The sequence below is a fragment of the Sphingopyxis sp. H073 genome, from assembly GCF_001468395.1.
GTDB lineage: Bacteria > Pseudomonadota > Alphaproteobacteria > Sphingomonadales > Sphingomonadaceae > Sphingopyxis.
In genome coordinates this window covers 351,623-373,143 of sequence record NZ_LNSG01000002.1, presented here as the reverse complement: position 1 = coordinate 373,143, position 21,521 = coordinate 351,623, and the positions used below count along the sequence as shown (strand labels likewise).

26 protein-coding genes are annotated in these 21,521 nt (G+C 62.5%); 17 read left to right on the top strand and 9 right to left on the bottom strand.

Annotated features, from left to right (window positions below):
* The first annotated feature begins 11 nt into the window (after positions 1-11).
* From trbE to ATE64_RS04785, 8 genes are read left to right on the top strand one after another with little or no spacing between them, the layout of a single operon-like run.
* Positions 12-2,465 (top strand): conjugal transfer protein TrbE, encoded by a 2,454-nt coding sequence (gene trbE / locus ATE64_RS04815; RefSeq protein WP_058454255.1) that lies wholly within the window; start codon positions 12-14, stop codon positions 2,463-2,465.
* Positions 2,462-3,232 (top strand): P-type conjugative transfer protein TrbJ, encoded by a 771-nt coding sequence (trbJ, locus tag ATE64_RS04810; protein WP_029660577.1) that lies wholly within the window; start codon positions 2,462-2,464, stop codon positions 3,230-3,232. The genes trbE and trbJ overlap by 4 nt, the downstream gene beginning before the upstream one ends.
* An 11-nt stretch (positions 3,233-3,243) precedes the next feature.
* Positions 3,244-3,630: a putative entry exclusion protein TrbK-alt gene (trbK-alt, locus tag ATE64_RS21020; RefSeq protein ID WP_070154328.1), complete on the top strand. Its 387-nt coding sequence runs from the start codon at positions 3,244-3,246 to the stop codon at positions 3,628-3,630.
* Positions 3,631-3,634: 4 nt separating this feature from the next.
* Positions 3,635-4,990 (top strand): P-type conjugative transfer protein TrbL, encoded by a 1,356-nt coding sequence (trbL, locus tag ATE64_RS04805; protein WP_024350822.1) that lies wholly within the window; start codon positions 3,635-3,637, stop codon positions 4,988-4,990.
* On the top strand, positions 4,990-5,673 hold the full coding sequence (gene trbF / locus ATE64_RS04800) for a conjugal transfer protein TrbF (RefSeq protein ID WP_024350821.1): 684 nt from the start codon (positions 4,990-4,992) through the stop codon (positions 5,671-5,673). Before trbL ends, trbF begins: the two co-directional genes overlap by 1 nt.
* A complete protein-coding gene (gene trbG / locus ATE64_RS04795) occupies positions 5,670-6,719 on the top strand; it encodes a P-type conjugative transfer protein TrbG (RefSeq protein WP_058454256.1) in 1,050 nt (349 codons plus the stop codon). The genes trbF and trbG overlap by 4 nt, the downstream gene beginning before the upstream one ends.
* Positions 6,716-7,936, top strand: coding sequence for a TrbI/VirB10 family protein (locus ATE64_RS04790; protein ID WP_058454257.1), 1,221 nt, complete (start codon positions 6,716-6,718; stop codon positions 7,934-7,936). Before trbG ends, ATE64_RS04790 begins: the two co-directional genes overlap by 4 nt.
* A 2-nt stretch (positions 7,937-7,938) precedes the next feature.
* The gene (locus tag ATE64_RS04785) at positions 7,939-8,175 is read left to right on the top strand and encodes a DUF2274 domain-containing protein (protein ID WP_024350817.1); all 237 of its coding nucleotides are present in this window, start codon (positions 7,939-7,941) and stop codon (positions 8,173-8,175) included.
* Here the strand turns inward: ATE64_RS04785 and ATE64_RS04780 are convergent.
* Complete coding sequence (locus ATE64_RS04780) at positions 8,172-9,074, bottom strand: LysR family transcriptional regulator (protein WP_058454400.1); 903 nt, start codon at positions 9,072-9,074, stop codon at positions 8,172-8,174. The genes ATE64_RS04785 and ATE64_RS04780 overlap by 4 nt on opposite strands.
* 147 nt (positions 9,075-9,221) lie before the next feature.
* On the opposite strand from ATE64_RS04780, the gene ATE64_RS21015 reads away from it, so the two are divergent.
* The 7 genes from ATE64_RS21015 (at position 9,222) to ATE64_RS04750 (ending at position 13,935) form a co-directional block, all read left to right on the top strand.
* The gene (locus tag ATE64_RS21015) at positions 9,222-9,821 is read left to right on the top strand and encodes a MarR family transcriptional regulator (RefSeq protein WP_231729033.1); all 600 of its coding nucleotides are present in this window, start codon (positions 9,222-9,224) and stop codon (positions 9,819-9,821) included.
* Positions 9,822-9,839: 18 nt separating this feature from the next.
* On the top strand, positions 9,840-10,526 hold the full coding sequence (locus tag ATE64_RS04775; protein ID WP_331458542.1) for a YeeE/YedE thiosulfate transporter family protein: 687 nt from the start codon (positions 9,840-9,842) through the stop codon (positions 10,524-10,526).
* Positions 10,527-10,597: 71 nt separating this feature from the next.
* Positions 10,598-10,990, top strand: coding sequence for a transposase (locus ATE64_RS04770; RefSeq protein ID WP_082657577.1), 393 nt, complete (start codon positions 10,598-10,600; stop codon positions 10,988-10,990).
* The gene (gene tnpB / locus ATE64_RS04765) at positions 10,987-11,343 is read left to right on the top strand and encodes an IS66 family insertion sequence element accessory protein TnpB (RefSeq protein WP_058454258.1); all 357 of its coding nucleotides are present in this window, start codon (positions 10,987-10,989) and stop codon (positions 11,341-11,343) included. Before ATE64_RS04770 ends, tnpB begins: the two co-directional genes overlap by 4 nt.
* 67 nt (positions 11,344-11,410) lie before the next feature.
* Entirely contained in the window at positions 11,411-13,006 is a 1,596-nt protein-coding gene (locus tag ATE64_RS21010) for an IS66 family transposase (RefSeq protein WP_082657576.1), read from the top strand.
* Complete coding sequence (locus ATE64_RS04755; protein WP_231729031.1) at positions 13,003-13,596, top strand: plasmid pRiA4b ORF-3 family protein; 594 nt, start codon at positions 13,003-13,005, stop codon at positions 13,594-13,596. Before ATE64_RS21010 ends, ATE64_RS04755 begins: the two co-directional genes overlap by 4 nt.
* 39 nt (positions 13,597-13,635) lie before the next feature.
* Positions 13,636-13,935 (top strand): YeeE/YedE thiosulfate transporter family protein, encoded by a 300-nt coding sequence (locus tag ATE64_RS04750; protein WP_082657575.1) that lies wholly within the window; start codon positions 13,636-13,638, stop codon positions 13,933-13,935.
* Here the strand turns inward: ATE64_RS04750 and ATE64_RS22385 are convergent.
* The 5 genes from ATE64_RS22385 to gap all read right to left on the bottom strand — a co-directional run bounded on the left by ATE64_RS22385 (position 13,915) and on the right by gap (position 16,905).
* On the bottom strand, positions 13,915-14,379 hold the full coding sequence (locus tag ATE64_RS22385; protein WP_082657592.1) for a DUF6314 family protein: 465 nt from the start codon (positions 14,377-14,379) through the stop codon (positions 13,915-13,917). The two genes, ATE64_RS04750 and ATE64_RS22385, sit on opposite strands and share 21 nt — an antisense overlap.
* 11 nt (positions 14,380-14,390) lie before the next feature.
* The gene (locus tag ATE64_RS04745; RefSeq protein WP_058454260.1) at positions 14,391-14,897 is read right to left on the bottom strand and encodes a DUF417 family protein; all 507 of its coding nucleotides are present in this window, start codon (positions 14,895-14,897) and stop codon (positions 14,391-14,393) included.
* 35 nt (positions 14,898-14,932) lie between these two features.
* Positions 14,933-15,442: a MarR family winged helix-turn-helix transcriptional regulator gene (locus ATE64_RS04740; protein ID WP_058454261.1), complete on the bottom strand. Its 510-nt coding sequence runs from the start codon at positions 15,440-15,442 to the stop codon at positions 14,933-14,935.
* A 92-nt stretch (positions 15,443-15,534) separates the two neighbouring features.
* Positions 15,535-15,756 (bottom strand): XRE family transcriptional regulator, encoded by a 222-nt coding sequence (locus ATE64_RS04735; protein ID WP_197430705.1) that lies wholly within the window; start codon positions 15,754-15,756, stop codon positions 15,535-15,537.
* Positions 15,757-15,897: 141 nt separating this feature from the next.
* Positions 15,898-16,905, bottom strand: coding sequence for a type I glyceraldehyde-3-phosphate dehydrogenase (gap, locus tag ATE64_RS04730; protein WP_058454262.1), 1,008 nt, complete (start codon positions 16,903-16,905; stop codon positions 15,898-15,900).
* Positions 16,906-17,163: 258 nt separating this feature from the next.
* On the opposite strand from gap, the gene rpiA reads away from it, so the two are divergent.
* Entirely contained in the window at positions 17,164-17,865 is a 702-nt protein-coding gene (gene rpiA, locus ATE64_RS04725) for a ribose-5-phosphate isomerase RpiA (protein ID WP_058454264.1), read from the top strand.
* A 312-nt stretch (positions 17,866-18,177) separates the two neighbouring features.
* On the top strand, positions 18,178-18,672 hold the full coding sequence (locus tag ATE64_RS04720) for a MarR family transcriptional regulator (protein WP_230450755.1): 495 nt from the start codon (positions 18,178-18,180) through the stop codon (positions 18,670-18,672).
* A gap of 20 nt (positions 18,673-18,692) precedes the next feature.
* Here the strand turns inward: ATE64_RS04720 and ATE64_RS04715 are convergent, their stop codons facing one another.
* The 3 genes from ATE64_RS04715 to ATE64_RS04705 form a co-directional block, all read right to left on the bottom strand.
* Positions 18,693-19,454: a hypothetical protein gene (locus tag ATE64_RS04715; protein ID WP_058454265.1), complete on the bottom strand. Its 762-nt coding sequence runs from the start codon at positions 19,452-19,454 to the stop codon at positions 18,693-18,695.
* A gap of 76 nt (positions 19,455-19,530) precedes the next feature.
* On the bottom strand, positions 19,531-20,067 hold the full coding sequence (msrA, locus tag ATE64_RS04710; RefSeq protein WP_029660570.1) for a peptide-methionine (S)-S-oxide reductase MsrA: 537 nt from the start codon (positions 20,065-20,067) through the stop codon (positions 19,531-19,533).
* 28 nt (positions 20,068-20,095) lie between these two features.
* Positions 20,096-21,322, bottom strand: a complete 1,227-nt coding sequence (locus tag ATE64_RS04705; RefSeq protein ID WP_058454266.1) for a bifunctional alpha/beta hydrolase/OsmC family protein — start codon at positions 21,320-21,322, stop codon at positions 20,096-20,098.
* Positions 21,323-21,521: the final 199 nt, after the last annotated feature.

Sequence of the window (21,521 nt, the reverse complement as noted above, 5' to 3'; positions counted from 1 at the left end):
GGAGCCGGGCAGTGATGAACCTATCCGAATACCGCAATCGGAATACCCGGCTTGCCGACTTCCTACCCTGGGCGGCGCTCGCCGGCGAAGGCGTCGTCCTCAACAAAGACGGCAGTCTGCAGCGTTCGGCCCGCTTTCGCGGTCCTGACCTCGACAGCGCAGTGCCAGCCGAGCTCGTCGCCGTCGCTGGCCGGCTGAACAACGCCTTCCGTCGCCTCGGTTCCGGCTGGGCCATATTCGTCGAAGCGCAGCGCCATGGCGCGGTGTCATATCCGGCAAGCACATTTGCCGACAGCGCTTCGGCGCTTGTCGATGCCGAGCGCAAGGCAGACTTTGAAGAAGCCGGCGCCCATTTCGAGTCCAGCTACTTCCTCACATTCCTTTATCTACCGCCGGCCGAGGATGCCGCCCGTGCCGAGACCTGGCTCTACGAGGGTCGGGACCATGCCGGCGTCGATGCGCGCGAAGTGCTCCGAAGTTTTGTCGATCGCACCGACCGTATCCTCAACCTGATAGACGCCTTCATGCCGGAGTGCGTATGGCTCGATGACGCCGAAACGCTCACCTACCTGCATTCGACGATCTCGACGAAGCGCCATCGCGTCCGCGTGCCCGAAACGCCGATGTACCTCGACGCTTTGCTCGCCGATCAGCCGCTTACCGGCGGGCTGGAGCCCCGGCTTGGAGATGCGCACGTACGCATCCTCACTATCGTCGGCTTCCCGACCGCGACGACGCCCGGCATCCTCGACGAGCTGAACCGGCTCGCCTTTCCCTATCGCTGGTCGACCCGAGCGATCCTGCTCGACAAGACCGACGCGACCAAGCTGCTGACGAAGATCAGGCGGCAGTGGTTCGCAAAGCGCAAGTCGATCGCCGCCATTCTCAAAGAGGTGATGACCAACGAGGCATCGGCGCTCGTTGACACTGACGCAGCCAACAAGGCCGCTGACGCTGATATGGCGCTGCAGGAACTGGGCGCCGACTATGCCGGCCAAGCCTACGTGACCGCGACCATCACCGTCTGGGACGATGATCCCCGCGTCGCGGCCGAGAAGCTCCGGCTTGTGGAAAAGGTCATTCAGGGCCGCGACTTCACGGCGATGACTGAGACCATCAATGCTGTCGACGCCTGGCTGGGCTCACTCCCCGGGCATGTCTACGCCAACATCCGCCAGCCGCCCATCAGCACATTGAATCTCGCTCACATGATCCCGCTGTCAGCGGTGTGGGCGGGACCGGAACGGGACGAGCACTTCGATGCACCCCCACTGCTTTACGGCAGAACGGAGGGCTCGACCCCGTTCCGGCTTTCCATCCACGTCGGCGATGTCGGTCATACGCTGATCGTCGGGCCGACCGGCGCCGGTAAATCGGTGCTTCTCGCACTCATGGCGCTCCAGTTCCGCCGCTATGCACAATCTCAGGTCTTCGCCTTCGACTTCGGCGGATCGATCCGCGCCGCGGCGCTCGCCATGCAGGGCGACTGGCATGATCTCGGCGGCGGTTTGACCGAGGGTTCCGAGGAGAGTGTGTCGCTCCAGCCGCTCGCCCGCATCGACGACGTCGCCGAGCGCGCCTGGGCCTCCGACTGGCTGATCGCGATCCTCTCCCGAGAGAGCGTGCCGGTCACGCCCGAGGTCAAGGAGCATCTGTGGTCGGCGCTTTCGTCGTTGGCGTCAGCGCCGGTCGCCGAGCGCACGTTGACCGGGCTGTCGGTACTTCTCCAGTCCAATGACCTGAAACAGGCGCTGCGACCCTACTGCGTCGGCGGCCCCTATGGCCGGCTGTTGGACGCTGAGGCCGAGCATCTCGGCGAGGCGCATGTCCAGGCTTTCGAGACCGAAGGTCTGATCGGCACCGGTGCAGCGGCAGCGGTGCTCGCCTATCTCTTCCATCGCATCGAGGACCGCCTCGACGGCCGGCCGACACTCCTGATCGTGGATGAAGGTTGGCTCGCCCTCGACGACGACGGCTTCGCCGGACAACTCCGCGAATGGCTGAAGACGCTGCGCAAGAAAAACGCCAGCGTCATCTTCGCCACCCAGTCGCTCTCCGACATCGACGGCTCTGCGATAGCGCCGGCGATTATCGAGAGCTGCCAAACGCGCATCCTCCTGCCGAACGAGCGCGCGGTCGAGCCGCAGATCACCGCGATTTACCGCCGCTTCGGTCTCAACGACCGGCAGATCGAAATCCTCGCGCGGGCAACGCCCAAGCGAGACTATTACTGCCAGTCGCGACGGGGCAATCGCCTGTTCGAGCTGGGCCTGTCGGATGTGGCGCTGGCGCTGTGCGCAGCCTCATCCAAACAGCATCAAGCGATGATCGCCGATGTCCACGCCCGAAGCGGCACCGAGGGGTTCCTCGCCGAGTGGCTGGCGGCCAACCGACTCGACTGGGCTGCCGACCTGATCACCGACCTCACCAACGTCAATCAACAAGACCCGGAGGCACGTCCATGACACGTCTGATTCAAACCCACAGTCGCGCACTGCGCGTGACGGCCGCACTCCTCGCGGTCCCGCTCGCACTTTCACCGGTCCTCAGCACCCCGGCTGCCGCTCAGTGGATCGTCTACGACCCAACGAACTATGCCCAGAACGTCCTCACTGCGGCGCGGACCCTCCAGCAGGTGAATCAGCAGATCACTCAGCTTCAGAACGAAGCTCAGATGCTGATCAATCAGGCGCGCAATCTTGCCAGCCTCCCGCACTCTTCGCTTCAGCAGCTTCAACAGTCGGTTCAGCGGACGCAACAGCTTCTGAGCGAGGCGCAGGGGATAGCCCTTAACGTCCAACAGATCGACCGAGCATTCCAGACCACCTATGGCAATGCCTCGATGTCCGCCTCGGATCAGGCGCTCGTCACACAGGCGCGGGAGCGCTGGCAGAACACTGTCGGTGGTCTGCAGGACGCTATGCGGGTCCAGGCGGGTGTTGTCGGCAACATCGACACCAACCGTACGGAGATGTCAGCGCTTATCGGCCAAAGCCAGGGCGCGACGGGGGCGTTGCAGGCGACGCAGGCCGGCAATCAACTGCTCGCACTGCAGGCCCAACAGCTCGCCGACCTCACCGCCGTCGTCGCCGCTAACGGGCGCGCTCAGAGCCTATCCGAAGCCGAGCGCGCCGCAGCGGCGGAACAGGGTCGTGAGCAGCGCCGTCGCTTTCTCACGCCCGGCAGCGGCTACCAGCCGGGCAATGCGCGCATGTTCCCGAACGGCAATTGAGGGGACCGACCGTGGACGGCAAATTGGTCGCTCGGATGGGCGCCGTGATTTTCGTCGCGGTTGCGGTCACCGCGACCGCGATCGAGATGTCCCGGAAAGAGGAAGTGCCTGAGGCTTGGTCGTCCGGACGAACGCCTCAAGAAACTGCGGATCCCCTGCGCGACGCGCTCATCCGCTGCCAGGCACTCGGTGAAGAAGGTCCGCGAGACCCCGCCTGCCGCCGGGCCTGGGCCGAGAACCGACACCGCTTTCTCGCGCCCGGTTCTCGTCCCGTCGAGCGCTTGCCGGACGTAGCATCACCCATCGGTGACGTCTTCAGCCCTCAACCACGAGGGACAGACGCGCAAGATCACGCGCCGACCGCGCCGAGCACGCCACAGATCAACGAAGCGCGATAGCATCATGGGCAACACCGGCGTCATCGACCACTTCCTCGAGGTCTTCACTCGCTACATCGACAGCGGGTTCGGCCTGCTTAGCGGAGAGGTCGCCTTCATCGCCACGACCCTGATCGTCATCGACGTGACGCTCGCGGCACTGTTCTGGAGCTGGGGCGCCGACGACGACATCATGGCGCGGCTGGTGAAGAAAACGCTCTTCGTCGGCGTCTTCGCCTACATCATCGGCAACTGGAACAACCTCGCACGTATCGTCTTCGAGAGCTTCGCCGGTCTCGGGCTGAAGGCGAGTGGCACCGGATTTTCAACTGCGGACCTCATGCGCCCGGGAAGAGTCGCGCAGACCGGCCTAGACGCCGGTCGACCATTGCTCGACTCCATCTCCAGCCTGATGGGCTACTGGTCGTTCTTCGAGAACTTCATCCAGATTGCCTGCATGTTTCTTGCCTGGGCGCTGGTCCTGCTCGCCTTCTTCATTCTCGCCATCCAGCTGTTCGTCACCCTCATTGAATTCAAGCTGACGACGCTCGCCGGCTTCGTCCTGATCCCGTTCGGCCTGTTCGGCAAATCCGCGTTTATGGCCGAGCGCGTGCTCGGCAACGTCATCTCCTCCGGCATCAAGGTTCTGGTCCTCGCTGTCATCATCGGCATCGGGTCAACGCTCTTCTCAGAGTTCACTTCCGGTTTTGGCGGGCAGAATCCGTCGATCGACGAAGCCATGGCGATCGTGCTGGCCGCGTTGTCACTTCTCGGCCTCGGCATTTTTGGTCCCGGAATCGCCACCGGGCTCGTTTCTGGCGGCCCGCAGCTCAGTGCAGGCGCGGCGATAGGAACCGGCCTCGCAGCGGGCGGCGTGGTCGCTCTTGGCGCCGGCGCCGTCGGTGCAGCAGCCTCCGGCGGCGCGGCCTTGGCAGGCGGTGCGGCAGCCGCAGCTCGTGGTGGCGCCGCCATCGCGGGTGGAGCGTCCACAGCCTACAGCCTTGGCGCAGCCGGACAGTCCGGCGCGGCCGGGGTGGCCTCCGGCCTCGGAGGCGTTGCGCGTGCAGGCGGCAGCGCGGCTGTCTCACCTCTGCGCCGTGCCGCATCGCGCGCTGCCGACACAATGAGGTCAAGCTTCAACGCAGGCGGCAAAGCGGCGTTCGAAGCGACAGGCGGAACGTCCACCATGGGCTCGATAGGGGGTGATGCCGCCAGCGATGGCGCGGCGCCTGCGAGCGCTGGCGGGCCGCCGGCTTGGGCGCAGAGAATGCGCCGGTCCCAGCAAATGACTCACGCCGCCCAGGCCACGGCTCATGCCGTCCGCTCTGGCGACGCCCATGGCGGCGGTTCCTCGGTAAATCTGACTCAAGGCGACCGCTAATGTTCAAACGACCATCCACTCACTACGGCAAGGCACCCGAGCCGGAGACGCCGTATCAACGTGCTGCCCAAGTCTGGGACGATCGGATCGGGGCCTCCAGGATCCAGGCGAAAAACTGGCGGCTGATGGCTTTCGGCTCGCTGATCCTTACGGCGGGGTTCGCCACCGCCCTCGTCGTGCAATCAGCTCGCGGGACCGTCGTGCCGTGGGTCGTGCAGGTCGATCGACTGGGTCAGTCCCAGGCGGTCGCACCCGCCGAGGCCGACTTCCGGCCCACCGATCCACAAATCGCCTTTCATCTCGCGCGCTTCATCGAACAGGTTCGCAGCATCCCGGCGGACGCGATCATCGTGCGCCAGAACTGGCTACGGGCGTACGACTTCACCACTGATCGCGGCGCCATGGCGCTCAACGACTATGCTCGCTCGAACGACCCGTTCACGCGGGTCGGCCGACAGCAGGTTGCTGTCGATGTCTCAAGCGTCATCCGCGCCTCGCCCGACAGCTTCCGCGTCGCCTGGGTCGAGCGCCGCTATGAGAACGGCCAGCTCGCCGAGACCACGCGCTGGACCGCGATCCTGACGATCGTCGTGCAGGTCCCCCGCAACGCCGATCGGCTGAGGGCAAACCCGCTCGGCATCTATGTCAACGCCATCAATTGGTCACGGGAGCTTGGGCAATGAAGCCGTCTTTCCGTAAAGCCGGAAACCCGGCTTCACACGCACTTGTAATCCCGGCTCTCCGCAGAGCCGCAATCCCGATGGTCCTGCTGGCGACAACTGCGCTCGCGGGCTGCGCCACCACGAACCCACCGCCCGAGATCTCCTACGACAACGCGGCTCCCGCCGTGCAGACCGTCGATCCGCCAGCGCCCGTCACCGTGGTCGAACTGCCGCGGCCGCTGCCGCTACCCGGCCAGTTGCAGCGTGTGCCGGAGACGCGACGCGCGCCCGAGCCCGCCAACCCAACGGCGCGCGTCAACCAGGCTAATGAGGCGGCCCGCGTCCAGCCGGTGCGCGACGGCTTCATCAACTCCATGCAGGTCTATCCCTGGACGCAAGGCGCGCTCTATCAGGTATATACCGCTGTCGGTCAGATCACCGACATCGCGCTTCAGCCCGGCGAACAGCTCGTCGGCGCAGGCCCTGTTGCGGCCGGGGACACGGTGCGCTGGATCATCGGCGACACCGAGAGCGGATCGGGCGCGACGCGCCAGATCCACATCCTCGTGAAGCCCACACGGGCCGACCTGATGACGAACCTGGTCATCAACACCAACATGCGCACCTATCACATGGAGTTGCGGTCGACAGAGCGAACCTACATGGCTTCAGTGTCCTGGCAGTATCCGCAGGATCAACTCATCGCGCTGCGCCGGCAGAATTCCGACGCGCAGGCCGCTCAACCGGTTGCGAGCGGTGTCGATCTCGCGAACGTCAATTTCCGCTATGCCATCGAGGGTGACCGCGCTCCTTGGCGCCCACTGCGCGCCTTCGACGACGGTCGCCAGGTCTTCATCGAGTTTCCGCGAGGCATTGGTCAGGGCGAGATGCCGCCGCTCTTCGTCGTCGGGCCCGAGGGCAACACCTCAGAACTGGTGAACTACCGCGTTCGCGGCCACCACATGATCGTCGATCGACTCTTCGCGGCGGCGGAACTGCGGTTCGGTTCCGGTCGCGAGCAGAAGCGCGTCAGGATCGTCCGAACCGACGGGAGGCCCACCTCGTGAGCGCGAACTCGCCCCCAAATGAGGAAGTGCCAGACGATGATGCACAGCCCCTGACCGGCGAGCCGGTCTTGCCAGCGCCGATGCGTCTGCGCGCCGAACCGCCCCGCGTCACTCGACTATCGCGCAAGGTCCTCGCCGGCCTTGGTCTTGTCGCCAGCGTCGGCCTTGGTGGTGCACTGCTCTACGCGCTCCAGACGCGCGACGCCGGTCGGCCCAACGACGAACTCTATTCGACCGAGAATCGCTCGACGGCTGACGGCTTGGCCGGCCTGCCGCGAGATTACAGTGGCGTGCCCCAACTCGGTCCGCCCCTTCCCGGTGACCTCGGCCGACCGATCCTCAGCACCCAGGATCGCGGACAGCCGGTGCCCGCTCCCGTTATCGCCACGCCCAACCCCGGTATCAGCGCGGAAGAGCAGCGCCGCCTTCAGGAGATCGAGACCGCGCGGACCAGCCGCCTCTTCTCCGGATCGGACAGCCGGGGCGCTCCCGCTGCAGCGGGAGCTGCCCCAGCACTCCCGCACGCTCCGGATTTGGCGAGCCTCGGCCTCGCGCCTCCGCCGGCCACACCCTCCGCGCAGGAGCGTCAGAACGCTTTCCTGAACGCAGCGACCGATCGACGGACGGTGTCGCCCGATCGCGTCGTTGCTCCAGCGTCGCCAAATGTACTTCAGGCCGGCGCAGTTATCGCGGCAGCTCTTATAACCGGCATCCGATCCGACCTCCCGGGCCAGATCACCGCTCAGGTGACCGAAAACATCTACGACAGCCCGACAGGGCGCATTCTGCTCGTGCCACAAGGCACGCGCATTATCGGCCAGTACGATAACAATGTGCAATTCGGTCAAAGCCGCGTCCTGCTAGTCTGGAATCGACTGATCTTCCCAAATGGCCGTTCGATAGTGCTCGAGCGCCAGCCCGGCGCAGACGTCGAAGGCTATGCCGGCCTGCAGGATGGCGTCGATTACCACTGGTGGGATCTTGCCAAGGCCGCCGGTCTCTCGACTCTTCTCGGAGTCGGCGCCGAGCTCGCCGCCGACAATGACGACCGTCTCATCCAGGCGATCCGGAATGGCGGTCAAGACACGATCAACGATGCCGGTCAGCAGATCGTCAGACGGCAGCTCAACGTGGCTCCAACATTGACGATCCGGCCGGGATTTCCTGTCCGTGTCGTCGTGACCCGTGATCTCGTTCTCGAACCTTATGGGGGCTGATGATGTCGAAGCTCAAGCTAGGTCCCATCGCCGACGAGAAGCCGATCAAGGTTCAGGTGGAGCTGCCGGCGGCTCTCCACCAAGACCTTTCCGACTACGCGGATTTGTTAGGGCGCGAACAAGGTATGCCTGCTGTCGAGCCCGCGCGGTTGATCGTACCGATGTTGCAGCGGTTCATCGCAACCGATCGAGGGTTCTCGAAGGCTAGGCGTACGAAGACCCAGAACGCCTCCGATTAGCTGGCGCTGCTCCGCGTGAAGGCTGGCAGGACATTGAAGCACTTCAGCAGCAGCGGCAGAGCCGGATTGTCGTTATCGCTCGACGAAATCATAGACGCCGTCGGCGCCCGCGCGGGTGTGAGCGGAACCAATGCAATATCAGGCCGATCCACGACGCTCGTTATCGTCAGCCCGAAGCCTTGCTCGACCATGGTCAGAAGTGTTTCCCTGCTGACCTGCTGGATAGACAGTTGGATCGCCTCTTCGGCAGCGCCCAGCATCCGCCGGAGAATAGCTGCGAGTTCGCGCCCGGCACCATCGGAGCGGACAAGAAAGACTTCGTTGCAAATGTCCTCCCAGGCGAGCCGCGGTCGCGACGCGAGTTGGTGTATGGGTGATAGGGCAACGAAGAGGTCGGGTTCGCACAACCGTCGAATCTGAAACGGAGGGCCCTTCGTTGCGGCCAGGCTGATCGCCGCGTCTAGCAGCCCGCGCTCCACGCCGAGGGTGTTCTGCTCTGACGTGCCTTCTTCGAGCTTCACCTCGATCGTCGGGTGTCGCTGTCTAAAGGTCGCCAAGAGGTCGATTATGGGACATGCCGGAAACGCCTCGAGCATCCCGAACCTGACTAGTCCAGTCGTAAGTTTACGGACCGATCGCATCTCAGTGGCGGCCTCGCGAAGATACCTCGCCCCGACCGCAGCTTGCTGCAGAAATCGCTCTCCTTCCGGCGTCAATCCAGCGCCCGATCGCGTGCGCTTGAACAGGGAAACGCCAAGCTGCCGTTCGAGCATCTGAACGCGGCGGCTGACCGTTGATTGCGATATTGAAAGGCGATCCGCCGCCCTGCGGAAACTACCCGCTTCGGCGACATGGATAGCATACTTAAGGTATCGAAGATCGAGCGTCAGATCAGGCATGACGCGCATTCCCGGTTCCCGGCTTCCGTTCACACGAGCAGCGCGCGATGCTCCAAAGCCTTTGCTGGAGGCCCCGCGTTTCGATCTCAGATGGGGAATCCAAGCCGAGCCCATCAGTGAGCATGACCATCTCCGAATCCGTGATAGATGTATGCGCCGGTCATACATATTCGAGCGCTTGATGTCTATGCGTGGCGCATATATTCTTCCCGGATGGAGCCCGAGGCCGCCAAATATCATTTTGGTGCACTTGCGCTCGCGGTAGCTGACAGCATCGCGAGCGCATCAGCCTCGCTTTCGCCGAGCGGCCCCGCGGCTGCATTGATGGTTTTCCTTAGCTTCGAGCCGGGATTACCTATCAGTGTCCTTGCGAGCCGGATCCGGCTTTCGCATGCGGGAACAGTCCGATTGATCGATAGGCTCGAATCCGATCACCTGGTGGAAAGGCGGCGACACACGGCGGACAAGAGGGCGCGCTTTATCCACTTGACCAATGCAGGTGTGAAAATGACCGGCGCTCTGCTCAGAGCGCGCGAACAAGTGATTGCAGCGTGTGTCTCGCCGCTGTCGCCGGCTGACCTGAACAAACTAGGCCGATTGTCCGAGCGGCTCCTTATCGCAAACGGTTACGAGAAATCTGGTGTCGAGACTATGTGGCCCGTGGTTGGCTACCGGGGACAGACACCGGCTGAAAATGCATCTCAGCCCGCCCGCCAGCTGCGCCGGCGCCCTTCGCACAAGGGCTGACGAGAAACCGAGGCAGGCTTGATATCTTTGGCATCGATCGCGTTCGACTTTCTCATATGCATACTGGCCTTCTGGTTCGGGTATTCTGCGAACCGAGGCGGCACGTGCTTGGTCGTAGCGGCTCATGAGTTGCAGCAACGGCGCCGACCAAGAATGTTCGTCGGATTTGTTGCGGCGTCTGCGGCTGCTGGCCTTATTGCGATACCGCTCGCCTGGGCGGGGACGCTGAACGCGACCCTCCCACTCTCGACGAGCGTCAACGGCCTCCTCATCATCGGCGCCATCGCCTTCGGCCTCGGCGCGCTCATAAATGACACCTGCCTGCTAGGTTCACTGGCACGGTTAGGGGATGGAGAGATGCGGTTGCTTGCCCTTCCTGCCGGACTGGCAATCGGCATCTTGGCCGCTGATTTCGGCCGGTTTGGCGCCGTCGCGACATGGCCAAGTTCCATCGCTAGGCCGAGTGTCCCTGGGGCCGCGACGCTTCTTGCCTTAGCCGTCGTGCTCGCGCTGGCGGTGATCTTCGTATCGCGGAAGACCCCACCGCGAAGAAGGCAGAGCTGGGCATTTGGCGCTTCAATGATCGGCCTCGGTATCACTGGTGGGCTTCTCTACGCGCTTTCGCCAGCATGGACATTCGCTGACCTTATCCAACGCGGCCTTCCTCTTCGAATGTCGCCAACAGGCGAGGTCGCACTGGTGTAAGCGCCGACGGAAGGCGGCCTTGTTGCCGGCACCGGAATAGGAAAGCTCGCGGCCTTTGAGGAGGCGTGAGCATGGACATCGAGCAGTCAAACGAGCCTCGTATGAGCGGTCGCGGTGATGGCGGAGCGCTTGTACGGGTGAAGCGGCGTCGGAACTGGAGCGACGAGGAGAAGCTGGCGATCCTGAAGGAGACGACGGCGCCGGGGGCGATCGTATCGGCCGTGGCTCGGCGGCACAGCGTTGGAACAGGCCAGCTTTATACCTGGCGCAAGCAGCTGCTTCGCGGAGCGATGGCGGGCTTCGTGCCTGTCGAATTGGCATCGTCTTCGCCGTCGGCCAAAGCTCGGGAGCCAGGGCGGATTGAGGTTCGAGGGCGGTGCGGCCTGACGGTGTTGGTTGATGGCGAGGTCGATCGGGCCGCCCTGAAACAGGTGCTCGATGTCCTGCGGGAGCTGGATCAATGAGCCTGGCGTTCCCGCCTTCGACGAAAATCTATCTGTCGCTGGCGCCGTGCGACATGCGCAAGGGGTTTGATGGGCTGTCGGCGCAGGTGCGCAATATTCTTCAGCTTGATCCCTTCTCGGGGGCGGTTTTCTTGTTCCGCGGGAAAAGGGGCGACAGGTTGAAGGCCTTGGTCTGGGACGGGTCCGGGCTATGCGTGTATGCGAAGCGTCTCGAGCGCGGAAAGTTCGTGTGGCCTCGTGCTCATGAGGGCGCGCTACGCCTGTCGGCAGCCCAGCTTGCGATGCTCGTCGAAGGGCTGAACTGGAAGCAGGCGATCGTCCACGACGAGGTGATCACGCCGAGGCTCGCATAGCCACAAAGATCAGGAAAACCGCCATTTTATGTAGGATTTACCGTGGGCTTCGGCTATTATCGGCGGCATGCGGTTCGCCCTTGATCGCCTTCCCACAGACCCGGTTCTCCTGCAGAAAATGCTGCTGGAGATGGCCGATGTCATGGAGCAGGAACGGGCCGAACTGACGGCGGCGCAAGCCACCGTCAAAGCCCAGACCTTGCGGATCGAAAAGCTCGAGCATCGCGTCGCGCGGCTGCTGCGCGTCCAGTTCGGCCGCAGCTCCGAGAAAATGGATATCGCCCAGCTGCGGCTGATGTTCGAGGAGGTCGATGCACCAGAACCCGCCAACGATGAGGTGGCGGCGCCGCTTGTGGTGAAATCGGCCCGCAAATCCGGCGGCCGTGTTCCGCTTCCTTCGCACTTCCCGCGTCATACAGTCGATCATCAGCCCCGCCCGTGCAGTACCGGTTGTAACGGGCCGTCAGTACAGATCGACGAGGCTGTCACTGAGGTCCTCGACTATGTCCCTGCGCGCTTCCGGGTCATCCGTCACGTGCGGCCAAGACTGGTGTGCCGGTCCTGCGAACAGATCCGCCAGGCGCCCGCTGTCGATCTGCCGCTGCCCAAGGTGATGGCGAGCAGCGCCTTGCTGGCCCACCTCGTCGTGAGCCGCTTTGTCGATCATCAGCCCTGGCACCGGCAGTCAGTGATCTTTCGCCGCGTGGGACTCCACATCGATCGGGACGTGATGAGCCGCTGGGCACGGAAACTGGCATGGCTGCTGGCGCCGCTGGGCGAGCGGCTGTTCGCCTATATCCGGGAAGCCGCCAAGATTCATGGTGACGACACGCCGGTCACCTTGCTGGGCAATGGCGACGGCAGCCGGACCGGGCACTTCTGGGTATATCTGCGTGATGACCGCTCCAGCGGCGACATGAGCCCGCCTGCCGTGGTCTTCCGCTTCAGCGCCGATCGTGGCGGAGCGCATCCGGCAGAACATCTCGCCGACTATCGGGGGTATCTACAGGCAGACGGCTTTGCCGGGTACAACGCACTTTACCGTGACCCCAAGACCAAGGCGCTCAGGGATATCGTCGAAGTGGGATGCTGGAGCCACGCGCGCCGGAAGTTTACCGACATCCTGGATAAGAGCCCGTCACCGATCGCGGCGGAGGCGGTCGTGCGGATCGCCGAACTCTTCGCCATCGAGCGCGATATCAAGGGTGCGCCACCTGATGAGCGAAGACGCATCCGCCAGATCAAGGCGGTGCCGAAGCTCGAGGCTTTGCGCGTCTGGCTTGAAACCCAGAACCGTGGCCTGTCTTCCGACAGCAATCTGGCGCGTGCCTGTCGCTATCCGCTCAACCGCTGGCAGGCCATGATCCGTTACTGCGATGACGGTCGGCTCGAGATCAGCAACAATCTGGTGGAGAACGCCCTGCGCGGTGTCGCGCTCGGGCGCCGGAACTGGATGTTCGTCGGCTCCATGAAGGGGGGAGAAGCGGCGGCGCTCTTCTACGCCCTGGCGGGCACATGCCGGCTCAACGGCGTCGAGCCCGAGGCATGGTTCACTGACGTCATCGAGCGCATCGGTGATCACCCGATCAATCGGATCGATGACTTCTTGCCGTGGAACTGGCAGGCATCAAGGCTGACCAACGATCTGGAGAAGGCTGCGTGAGCAACGGCACTGTCGTGCGGATGAAGATTACGCTGGACGATGTCCCGCCCATCGTCAGCCGAACGCTGGAGGTGCCGCTCAATATCCGGCTCGATCGTCTGCACACCGTCTTCCAGACTGCCTTCTCCTGGACGGACTCTCACCTGTGGGAAATGAGCTTCGGGCAAACCGGCTTCGGCATCCCTGATCCTGAATATGGCTTCGACGGACCGCTCGATGCCCGTAAGGCCACTCTCGCTCAGGTTCTGGCGGACACCAGGCGAAAGACCTTCCGATATCTCTACGACTTTGGCGACGCCTGGGAGCATAGCGTCAAGATCGAGCGCGTCAGCGCGGCCAGCCCGCACCTGACATATCCGCTCATTCTCAATGCAGTAGGCATGCGGCCGCCAGAGGACTGTGGCGGCCCATGGGGTTACGCCGAAAAACTCGAAGCGTTCGGCGACCCCCAGCATGAATATCATGAAGAAGCGCTCGATACCCTCGGCGACGACCATGATCCCAACGCCCAGCCCGATATCCCACTGATCGAGGCAAGGCTGGAAGCGCTCGCGAAAAAATGGGCGCCGCGGACACGCCGCAAAGCCTGACAGGCCGCGTCAACGCCACCTTCCGTCGGCGCTTACGCACTGGTTGCGGTCATTGCCTCAGTTGCGGGAGCCATCACGGCATCCGTGCGCCAGGGTCGCTTGCGTCTCCAGCGGCCGACGGCCGCCGGCATCCTGCGGTCGATCGCCGGCGGCGCGTTGATGGGAATAGGCATCGGCCTGATACCCGGTGGCAACGACGCTTTAATCCTTGCCGCAATGCCTACGCTTTCTCCGGGCGGCATAGTCGCCTACCTTGTGATGACGACCACGATCGTTTTCGGATTCGAAGCGCGTGACAGACTGGCCAGGAACGGCGCGTCAGGCCAGGGGAAAAAGTAGACGGTCCGGCGTCGTTGGTGACACCTTTGAGTACCGGCTCCGCAGGTCGTACGCCTTTCGTGGACCAATGACCCCTATAACTGTCTCGAAAGATCCTGCGTCGAGAATTCGGTAAAAAGCGTGATAGGCGTCGTCACCGCAGAAGTGGGTGTCTGTTGCCTCGTACCCCCAATTCTTGCGCGAGAATGCAAGGTTGAGAAACAGCTTCCCGGTGTTCGGTCCGTCTGCGAACTGAACGTCTACTCGGTGGCCGACCGCGCAGTACCGATATTGCCGAGACGCTGAGAGTTCGCGGCCATCCCGAAGCCGAAGTATCCCGCTTTCTCGATAGGTGAGCGCGGATTCACCTGTCGAAGCGAAATCCGCGTCGCCAATCAGTTGTTCGCCCGTCGGATCGACGTTGCGACGAAGCGCCCACTCTCCACGGAGCGTGTCCAAGACCATCGTGCCTATGTTCACGACCGATCGATGGTCATCGGCCCAAGGCGCTCATTTTTGGGTTGGACCGACGCAAGCAGCAGCACAAGTGATGCCGCCAGCAAAACTGCGTCCTTCAGCAGAAACTGGCCAGGAGCGGCGGATATCGCAGGAAAGCCTCCGGCAGTCGGCTCCCCGACCCCAGGCGTCGTAAAAAAGAAGGTCAGGGTGATGAAGTAGGTCGCCGCCGACATAAGCGCGCCAAGCGCTGAGAAGGATGGGCGGAAAGCCCCTAAGGCCAGCACGACTGCGGTCGACAGCTCGATGACGCCGACAAAGTAACTTTGGCCCTGTACCCCGAACATACCCAGCCAACTCATGATCGGACTATGGCCGATGAAAGGGGCGATGCCATCGGCCTCGTAAGCCGTGAATTTCATCGCGCCGAACCAAGAGAAAACGATCACGAGCGCCCATCTCAACAGCGCCAGTTCCTTCCGACTGCGCTCGGGCACAAGCAATTCATACCGATCGAAAATACTCATATCGAACTCCTCAAAAGGGGATGATCGTCAGGGCGTCACGGACGATGGTGGCCGACTGGGCAATCGGCACACCGGGCCTGATCGCACAGACGACAGATTGCCAAGCCGCCGTGGAGGTCCGAGAACAGCGACGACAGGATGTTGTCCGCGGCCCGCTCCAGCACGACGCGATCGTCAGCCGACACTTTGCTCAGCAGCTCGGACACCGCCGCGTTCCGCAGACCTAGCAGCTTGGTCCGCTCCACCTGACCACGCGAGGTCAGCGAGACATGAACTACCCGGCGGTCAGAGGGCGATAACGATTTCGCCACCAGGCCTTGCTCGCCTAGCCTCTCGACGACGCGAACTGCACCTGCATGCGAAAGCCGGAGAGTTTGCCGTACCTGGCCGATCGACATTCCTGGCGCGTGACCGATCGCGATCAACGCCGCGGCCGTCTCGCCCCCCGCATTGAATGCTTCAGCGATCGCCAAGCGCACGCGGTCAGACACCGCTTGAGACAGCGCGCCAAAGATGTTGATCAAGCGATCCGAGGGGTCATCCATCGCCGCGACTCACGCAATATATGCGTCGCGCATACAATATCTGTGGGCCGGTGTCGAGCCTCTTGCCGGAGTACAAGCGTTCGCTGGAAGGCTTAGACGTCGTCGGTGCCTACCGGCCCACCTTCGCCCTCCATCCGATTGATCGCACGCACATCCTTGGCGTTGAATTTAAGCCTCACGCCGAGCCCTCCGCTATTGTCCTCGCCGATGAAGACCGCGCCGCCGCGTTCGAGCGCGTCCCGCAGCCGCGTCAGATCCGAGGCTGCAAACACGCTGGCGCCGGCTTCGAATTGAGCTAGCGCCTCTTCCTCCAAGCCTGCGATCTTGGCGACATGTGATCGCGGCCACTGAATGAGCGCTCTCGCTGCACGTGCTAGTGGCCCATTCATGTTCAATGCCTCCGTTTCGCGAACGCATCTTGTCGCCAAGATCCGACTTTTCCCGCAACCGATCCGCTAGATGAGCTTCGCCATCACCACGGCGACATCCGCCATGCGTGTCGCAAAGCTCCACTCGTTGTCGTACCAAGCAAGCACGCGAACCATCCGGCCATCGACGACATCGGTCTGGGGTAGCGCGACGATCGAGGATTCGGTCCGGTGGGTCAGATCCACAGACACCAATGGCTCTGTCGTGTAAGCGAGCACCCCACTCATAGGACCACTCGCAGCCTGACGAATGGCGTCGTTCACTTCGTCGATCGTGACCTCCCGGGATGCGGAAACAGCGAGATCGACGACCGATACGTTCGGCGTTGGCACGCGGATTGACGAGCCATGGAGCTTGCCTTTCAGTTCTGGCAGCACGCGTCCGATTGCGTTCGCGGCTCCGGTCGAGGTTGGGATCATCGACAGCGCGGCTGCCCGTGCGCGGTAGAGATCCTTATGCACCGTATCCAGCGTCGGTTGGTCACCGGTATAGGCGTGAACCGTGGTCATGTAGCCCCGCTCAATGCCACATAGATCGTTCAGGATCTTCGCGACGGGCGCGAGGACATTCGTGGTGCATGAGCCATTCGATACGACGACATCATCGGTTGTCAGCGTTTCGTGATTGACCTTGAAGACGATCGTCTTGTCTGCGCCCTCGCTGGGCGCGGAGACGAGCACGCGCTTTGCTCCCGCACGGATGTGCGATTCAGCCTTCTCCTTGGAGGTGAACAAACCCGTGCATTCGAGCGCCACGTCGACTCCAAGCTCGTTATGCGGAAGCTTTGATGGATCGCGCTCCGAAGACACTTTGATTTTACCGGACCCGATGTCGATCCAGTCTTCGCCGGTGGCTATCGATCCTTGAAAGGGGCCGTGAACTGAATCGTACTTCAGGAGGTGCGCCAACGTAGCAACCGGCCCGAGGTCGTTGATCGCAACCACCTCGATGTCGTCACGCCGTAGTTCGACGATCGACCGTAAGGCCAGTCGTCCGATCCGACCGAAACCGTTGATTGCGACCTTGACCGTCATGCCTGTGTCCCCTGGTTCGCCGAACTGGCTCCGGCATACGCACTTCGCTCAGTGCCGCCTGGCATACGGTGGTCGTCTCCAGCAGCGAAAGCTTGCCGATCAGACCATCCACATTATGTATGCGCCACGCATAGACCTATCCGTCTGTTGGCTGCAGGTCAACGAGGCAATGTCGGCATGGAGGATTAGGTTTGCGCCGCCCGGTTTCATAATCGACCTGGTGATGGCACGCATGCCGGCGAGATGAAGTGGCGTTAGATGTCTAACCGAGAAGCAGAGAAGAGGCTGGCTGCAGCTAGAGCGGTCGACGAGATCGAAGACGGCATGTTCGTTGGACTTGGGACCGGAAGCACAACAGCGTATGCCATTCAAAGCCTGAGCGACCGCATTCGGCAGGGCCTTCGCATCACCGCTGTCGCCACCTCCCGAGCGACCGAAATGTTCGCTCGTCGTCTCGCGGTGCCGCTCGTTCCTTTTGAGCAGTTCGGTTCGGTAGACCTCACGATCGACGGCGCCGACGAGATCGATTGCCACTTTCAGGCGATCAAAGGCGGTGGCGGCGCCTTGCTCCGAGAGAAGGTCGTGGCTGCCGCTTCTAGCCGGATGATCGTGATCGTAGACGCAAGCAAAGTCGTTCGACGGCTCGGCGAGTTTCCTCTGGCGGTCGAAGTCGTGCCCTTCGCGAGCGAGTTCGTTCGAACGCATCTTGCCAACCTTGGAGCCCGTGTGGGGCTTCGCTCGGTCGAGGGAGAACCATTCCTCACAGACCAGAGCAATCACATCTTGGATGCAGCCTTCGGCGAGGGCCTTAGGCCAATTGAGATCGCCCGAGCGATCGATGCCATCCCCGGCGTCATGGAGCACGGCTTGTTTCTCAGCGAGATTGACACTGTCGTGATCGGACGCGGCGAGACGGTCGAGGTGCGGCGCAGAGAGCATACCGCCGAACCGCGCCAATAGGTGCCGACGAGGGATGGCCCCTGGCGCAGGGGTGATGTGATTCGGCCGTTTTGGGAGCCAAAATCGCGACAGCCCACACCGATCCATAGCCGCCAGGTATCGCCATTTTATGCGACCGGACGACCCAGATCCCGGATTTCAATCTTCCGCGCAATCCGCAGCACGTCCTAAGCCGTTGTAAAGACGCTGCTTTCGGGTCACCTCGATCCCTTGGCATTGGAGGGGTATGGCTTGCTGTCTATGCTTCGCGCACATATAGATGGGGCAATGGATGGACCTCGAGATCGAAATATCTTTGGGGCGTTCGCACTCATGATCAGCGACGACATCGTTCGCGCTAGTTCATCGCGGGCGCCAGAAGCTGGACCCGCCGCCTCGGCGCTTGCGTTGATTGCCCATAAGCCAGGGCTATCGATCCGCATGCTGTCAGTTGGGGTGGGACTTTCTCATGCCGCGACCGTCCGCTTGGTGGACCGTTTGTCGACGGAGGGATTGGTCGAGCGGCGCGAGCATTCGACTGACGGGCGCACGCGGTCCCTCCATCTTACAGAGGCTGGCAAGGTCGCGAGCGATGCGGTCTTGGCCTCGCGCGACAAGGTGATCGCTGAGGGACTATCGATCCTCACCCCTACCGAGTTGGACGCTCTTTACAGCATTGCTGAACGCGTGCTGCGCGATCGCCTGGAAAACCTCGAGCATTCCTACCGCATCTGCCGCTTGTGCTGTTACGAGGGCTGCACGAATTGCCCAATCGATGCCGAGTTGCACGAGCGCGGCGTAGACCGCGAGAACGGCGGCGAGGCTTAGAGCTCTGGAAGTCGCAGGTTTCAGTGTTGAGCGATGAGATACGCCGCCAGAAACCCCACGACCGTGATCAGGCCTATGAACGGCGGCGCCTTCTCGAAAGCTTCAGGGATCATCGCTTCCGCCAGCATCGCTATGACCGCGCCGGCTGCGAACGAGAGAATGGCAGGGGCCTGAGTGGACGCCGAGCCGAGCAGAAGGTTTCCCGTGCCGGCGGCGATGCAAACAAGTAACGGAATACCGATCCAGACCGCGTAGATATAGCTTCGCGATCGGCCCGCGACTTTCATTCCGGAAGTGCTCGACAGACCCTGTGGCACATTAGCCAAAAAGAAGCCTGCCACCACTGCAAGGCTGATCCTGCCTCCGCCAGCCACGGACATCCCAATTACGAGGGCCTCTGGAATGCCGTCGAGAACGCTGCCGAACGCAATCGCAGCACCGCTACCGCGGCGCTCCTGTTCAGTGGCCTGCTCGGTGCATTCACCGCATCGCTTTCGATGCTTCGCGCCCCTGCCAGAGAGAAACCAGTTTGTGCCGCTGAAGATTGCGGCCCCTGCGAGCAGCGCAAAGATCGCCAAGGGTCCCATGCCAGCCGACACGCGATCACCGATGAGTTCGGTAGCGACCACGGCAATCAACACACCACCACCGAAGCCCATCACCGCTGAGATCATGCGGTGAGTGAGTCGCCCGTACAGCACGTCCGCAAGTACCGCCCCGACCAGAAGTCCGCTTCCTGACAAAAGCCCCCACAAGCCGGCGATTACGTATTCGGGTATCATCGCAAGAACCCAGCTGACCTAGCGACGCGGGGCGAGCGCCTTCGCGTCCGTATCGTTGACGATCGTCCCAGCGCGCTCATCGTTTCGCTCGGTCCAATCGCCAAGCCGGTCGCTCGAAGTGGCAGCTATAGCCGCCGGGTCGACGCTGGAGGTACTTCTGATGCTCTGGCTCGGCCTCCCAGAACGGCTCTTCCGGGTTGATCTCGGACACGACAGGTCCCGGCCAGCGCCCCGACGCTTCGATCTCGGCGATTGTCTCCAGAGCAACGTCCATCTGCTTCTCAGACGTGTAGAAAATCGCGGACCGATAGCTTGGCCCGACGTCGTTACCTTGTTGCTCGTATGTCGTCGGATCGTGGATTTGGAAGAAGAGTTCCAGGAGAGCACGATATGTCAGTATCGAAGGATCAAACGTGACCTCCACCGCTTCCGCATGACCATGGTGTCTCGTGTAAGTCGGGTCCGGCATTTCGCCGCCGATGTAGCCGACACGCGTCGTCACGACGCCCTTCGCGCGGCGAAGTAAATCTTCGAGGCCCCAGAAACACCCACCCGCAAGTATCGCTCGCTCGGTTCGCGTCGGCGTCTGGTCGGTAGTGGGCAGACTCTGCATCCGATCAACCTCCGCTCTGTGCACCACATCAGTTCGCCGGCGCCGCACCTGCAGGCTGCGCATCGCTCGAAAGTTCGGTCTGCACATCCGAGCCTCGGACGAGTGTCAGGTCGACCGGACACCGATCCGCGATTTCCAGAATGCGCGCCCGCTGTTCATCGCTGAGCGGCCCATCGAGAGAGACGGTGCGCGTGAAGCGGTCGGGAGGCATCATGTCCGCCACTTTCTCGTGTCGCACGGTCGTCGTCGCTCGCTCCAGCGGGAAGCCTTTGCGGTTCGCGTAAAGACGCATTGTCATCACCGTGCAGGCTGCCAGTCCGGCCGACACCAGTTCGTAAGGAGACAGGCCGCTGCCGAGACCTCCGACCGATTCTGGTTCATCGGCGAACAGCGTGTGCTCGCCACTACGGACCGTGAGTTGGAACTTCCCCGCCAACGTTTCCGACGCCACGACTCCATTCGCTAACTCGACTTGTGGAAGGTCCGCCGCGAGCGGCGGCAGGAAGCGGCTTGCCCACGCTGCGACCATAGCTGAGGCGTAATTCGCATCTTCGACATCGGTGAGAAGGTGATCGGCCGTGTCGAGCGAAACAAAGCTCTTGGGATGGCGCGACGCGACGAAGATGCGCGAGGCGTGCTCGATACCCACGACTTGATCCACCGGTGAATGCATCACAAGCACCGGACGTCGAAGGGCAGCGATAGACCTCTCGATGTCCACTTCGTCGACCGTTTCAAGGAAACTGCGGCGGATCAGGAAGGGCCTGCCAGCAATATCCACCGATGCCTCGCCCTCGCTCGCTATCGCGTCTAGGTCGGCAGGTTGAAAGACGCGCAATATATGCTGAAGATCAGCCGGGGCGCCGATCGTCACTACCGCTGCGATATCCGGCAAGTCGGCGGCGGCTACGATCGCAGCCGTGCCGCCCAGGCTGTGTCCGACAAGGAGGGAGGGGGCCTTACCGGCGACAGCCATGGCCTCCGCGGCGGCCTTAAGATCATCGACGTCGGAAGCGAAGCTTATCGCTTCATCCGCAGAACTCTCGATCCCTGTGCCGGCGAAGTCGAACCGCAAGACGCCGATGCCAGCCCGCGAGAGGGCGCGTGCGATGTACACGGCGGCGCGGCTGTCTTTCCCGCAAGTGAAGCAATGGGCGAAAATAGCCCAGCCGCGAGGCGTACCTTCGGGCGCCTCCAAATACCCGGTTAGATCAGAGCCTCCACCACCGGGAAACGTGAACGGTCTTCCTGTCATAAGCGTCGAGCCTCCCACGGCGACTTAGTGGGTGCACCGGAACCCTTGGGCCCTGGCGGAAGCGCCATCAGGCCCGGACTAGCCGTCCAAGACATTCTTTTTATATGCGTGGCGCATATAGACAAGCCCCTAAAGCGTGATTATATGCGTCGCGCATACTTCTGGTGGCGGTCGAAAAGACCGGTCTTGGAAGCGGCAT

Bases quoted from the DNA above. Each gene is read 5' to 3' on its own strand.
- trbJ (WP_029660577.1), top strand. From the start codon at position 2,462: ATGACACGTCTGATTCAAACCCACAGTCGCGCACTGCGCGTGACGGCC.
- trbL (WP_024350822.1), top strand. From the start codon at position 3,635: ATGGGCAACACCGGCGTCATCGACCACTTCCTCGAGGTCTTCACTCGC.
- trbF (WP_024350821.1), top strand. From the start codon at position 4,990: ATGTTCAAACGACCATCCACTCACTACGGCAAGGCACCCGAGCCGGAG.
- trbG (WP_058454256.1), top strand. From the start codon at position 5,670: ATGAAGCCGTCTTTCCGTAAAGCCGGAAACCCGGCTTCACACGCACTT.
- ATE64_RS04785 (WP_024350817.1), top strand. From the start codon at position 7,939: ATGTCGAAGCTCAAGCTAGGTCCCATCGCCGACGAGAAGCCGATCAAG.
- ATE64_RS04780 (WP_058454400.1), bottom strand. From the start codon at position 9,074: ATGCCTGATCTGACGCTCGATCTTCGATACCTTAAGTATGCTATCCAT.
- ATE64_RS21015 (WP_231729033.1), top strand. From the start codon at position 9,222: ATGTATGCGCCGGTCATACATATTCGAGCGCTTGATGTCTATGCGTGG.
- ATE64_RS04770 (WP_082657577.1), top strand. From the start codon at position 10,598: ATGGACATCGAGCAGTCAAACGAGCCTCGTATGAGCGGTCGCGGTGAT.
- tnpB (WP_058454258.1), top strand. From the start codon at position 10,987: ATGAGCCTGGCGTTCCCGCCTTCGACGAAAATCTATCTGTCGCTGGCG.
- ATE64_RS21010 (WP_082657576.1), top strand. From the start codon at position 11,411: ATGCGGTTCGCCCTTGATCGCCTTCCCACAGACCCGGTTCTCCTGCAG.
- ATE64_RS22385 (WP_082657592.1), bottom strand. From the start codon at position 14,379: ATGGTCTTGGACACGCTCCGTGGAGAGTGGGCGCTTCGTCGCAACGTC.
- ATE64_RS04745 (WP_058454260.1), bottom strand. From the start codon at position 14,897: ATGAGTATTTTCGATCGGTATGAATTGCTTGTGCCCGAGCGCAGTCGG.
- ATE64_RS04740 (WP_058454261.1), bottom strand. From the start codon at position 15,442: ATGGATGACCCCTCGGATCGCTTGATCAACATCTTTGGCGCGCTGTCT.
- gap (WP_058454262.1), bottom strand. From the start codon at position 16,905: ATGACGGTCAAGGTCGCAATCAACGGTTTCGGTCGGATCGGACGACTG.
- rpiA (WP_058454264.1), top strand. From the start codon at position 17,164: ATGTCTAACCGAGAAGCAGAGAAGAGGCTGGCTGCAGCTAGAGCGGTC.
- ATE64_RS04720 (WP_230450755.1), top strand. From the start codon at position 18,178: ATGATCAGCGACGACATCGTTCGCGCTAGTTCATCGCGGGCGCCAGAA.
- ATE64_RS04715 (WP_058454265.1), bottom strand. From the start codon at position 19,454: ATGATACCCGAATACGTAATCGCCGGCTTGTGGGGGCTTTTGTCAGGA.
- msrA (WP_029660570.1), bottom strand. From the start codon at position 20,067: ATGCAGAGTCTGCCCACTACCGACCAGACGCCGACGCGAACCGAGCGA.
- ATE64_RS04705 (WP_058454266.1), bottom strand. From the start codon at position 21,322: ATGACAGGAAGACCGTTCACGTTTCCCGGTGGTGGAGGCTCTGATCTA.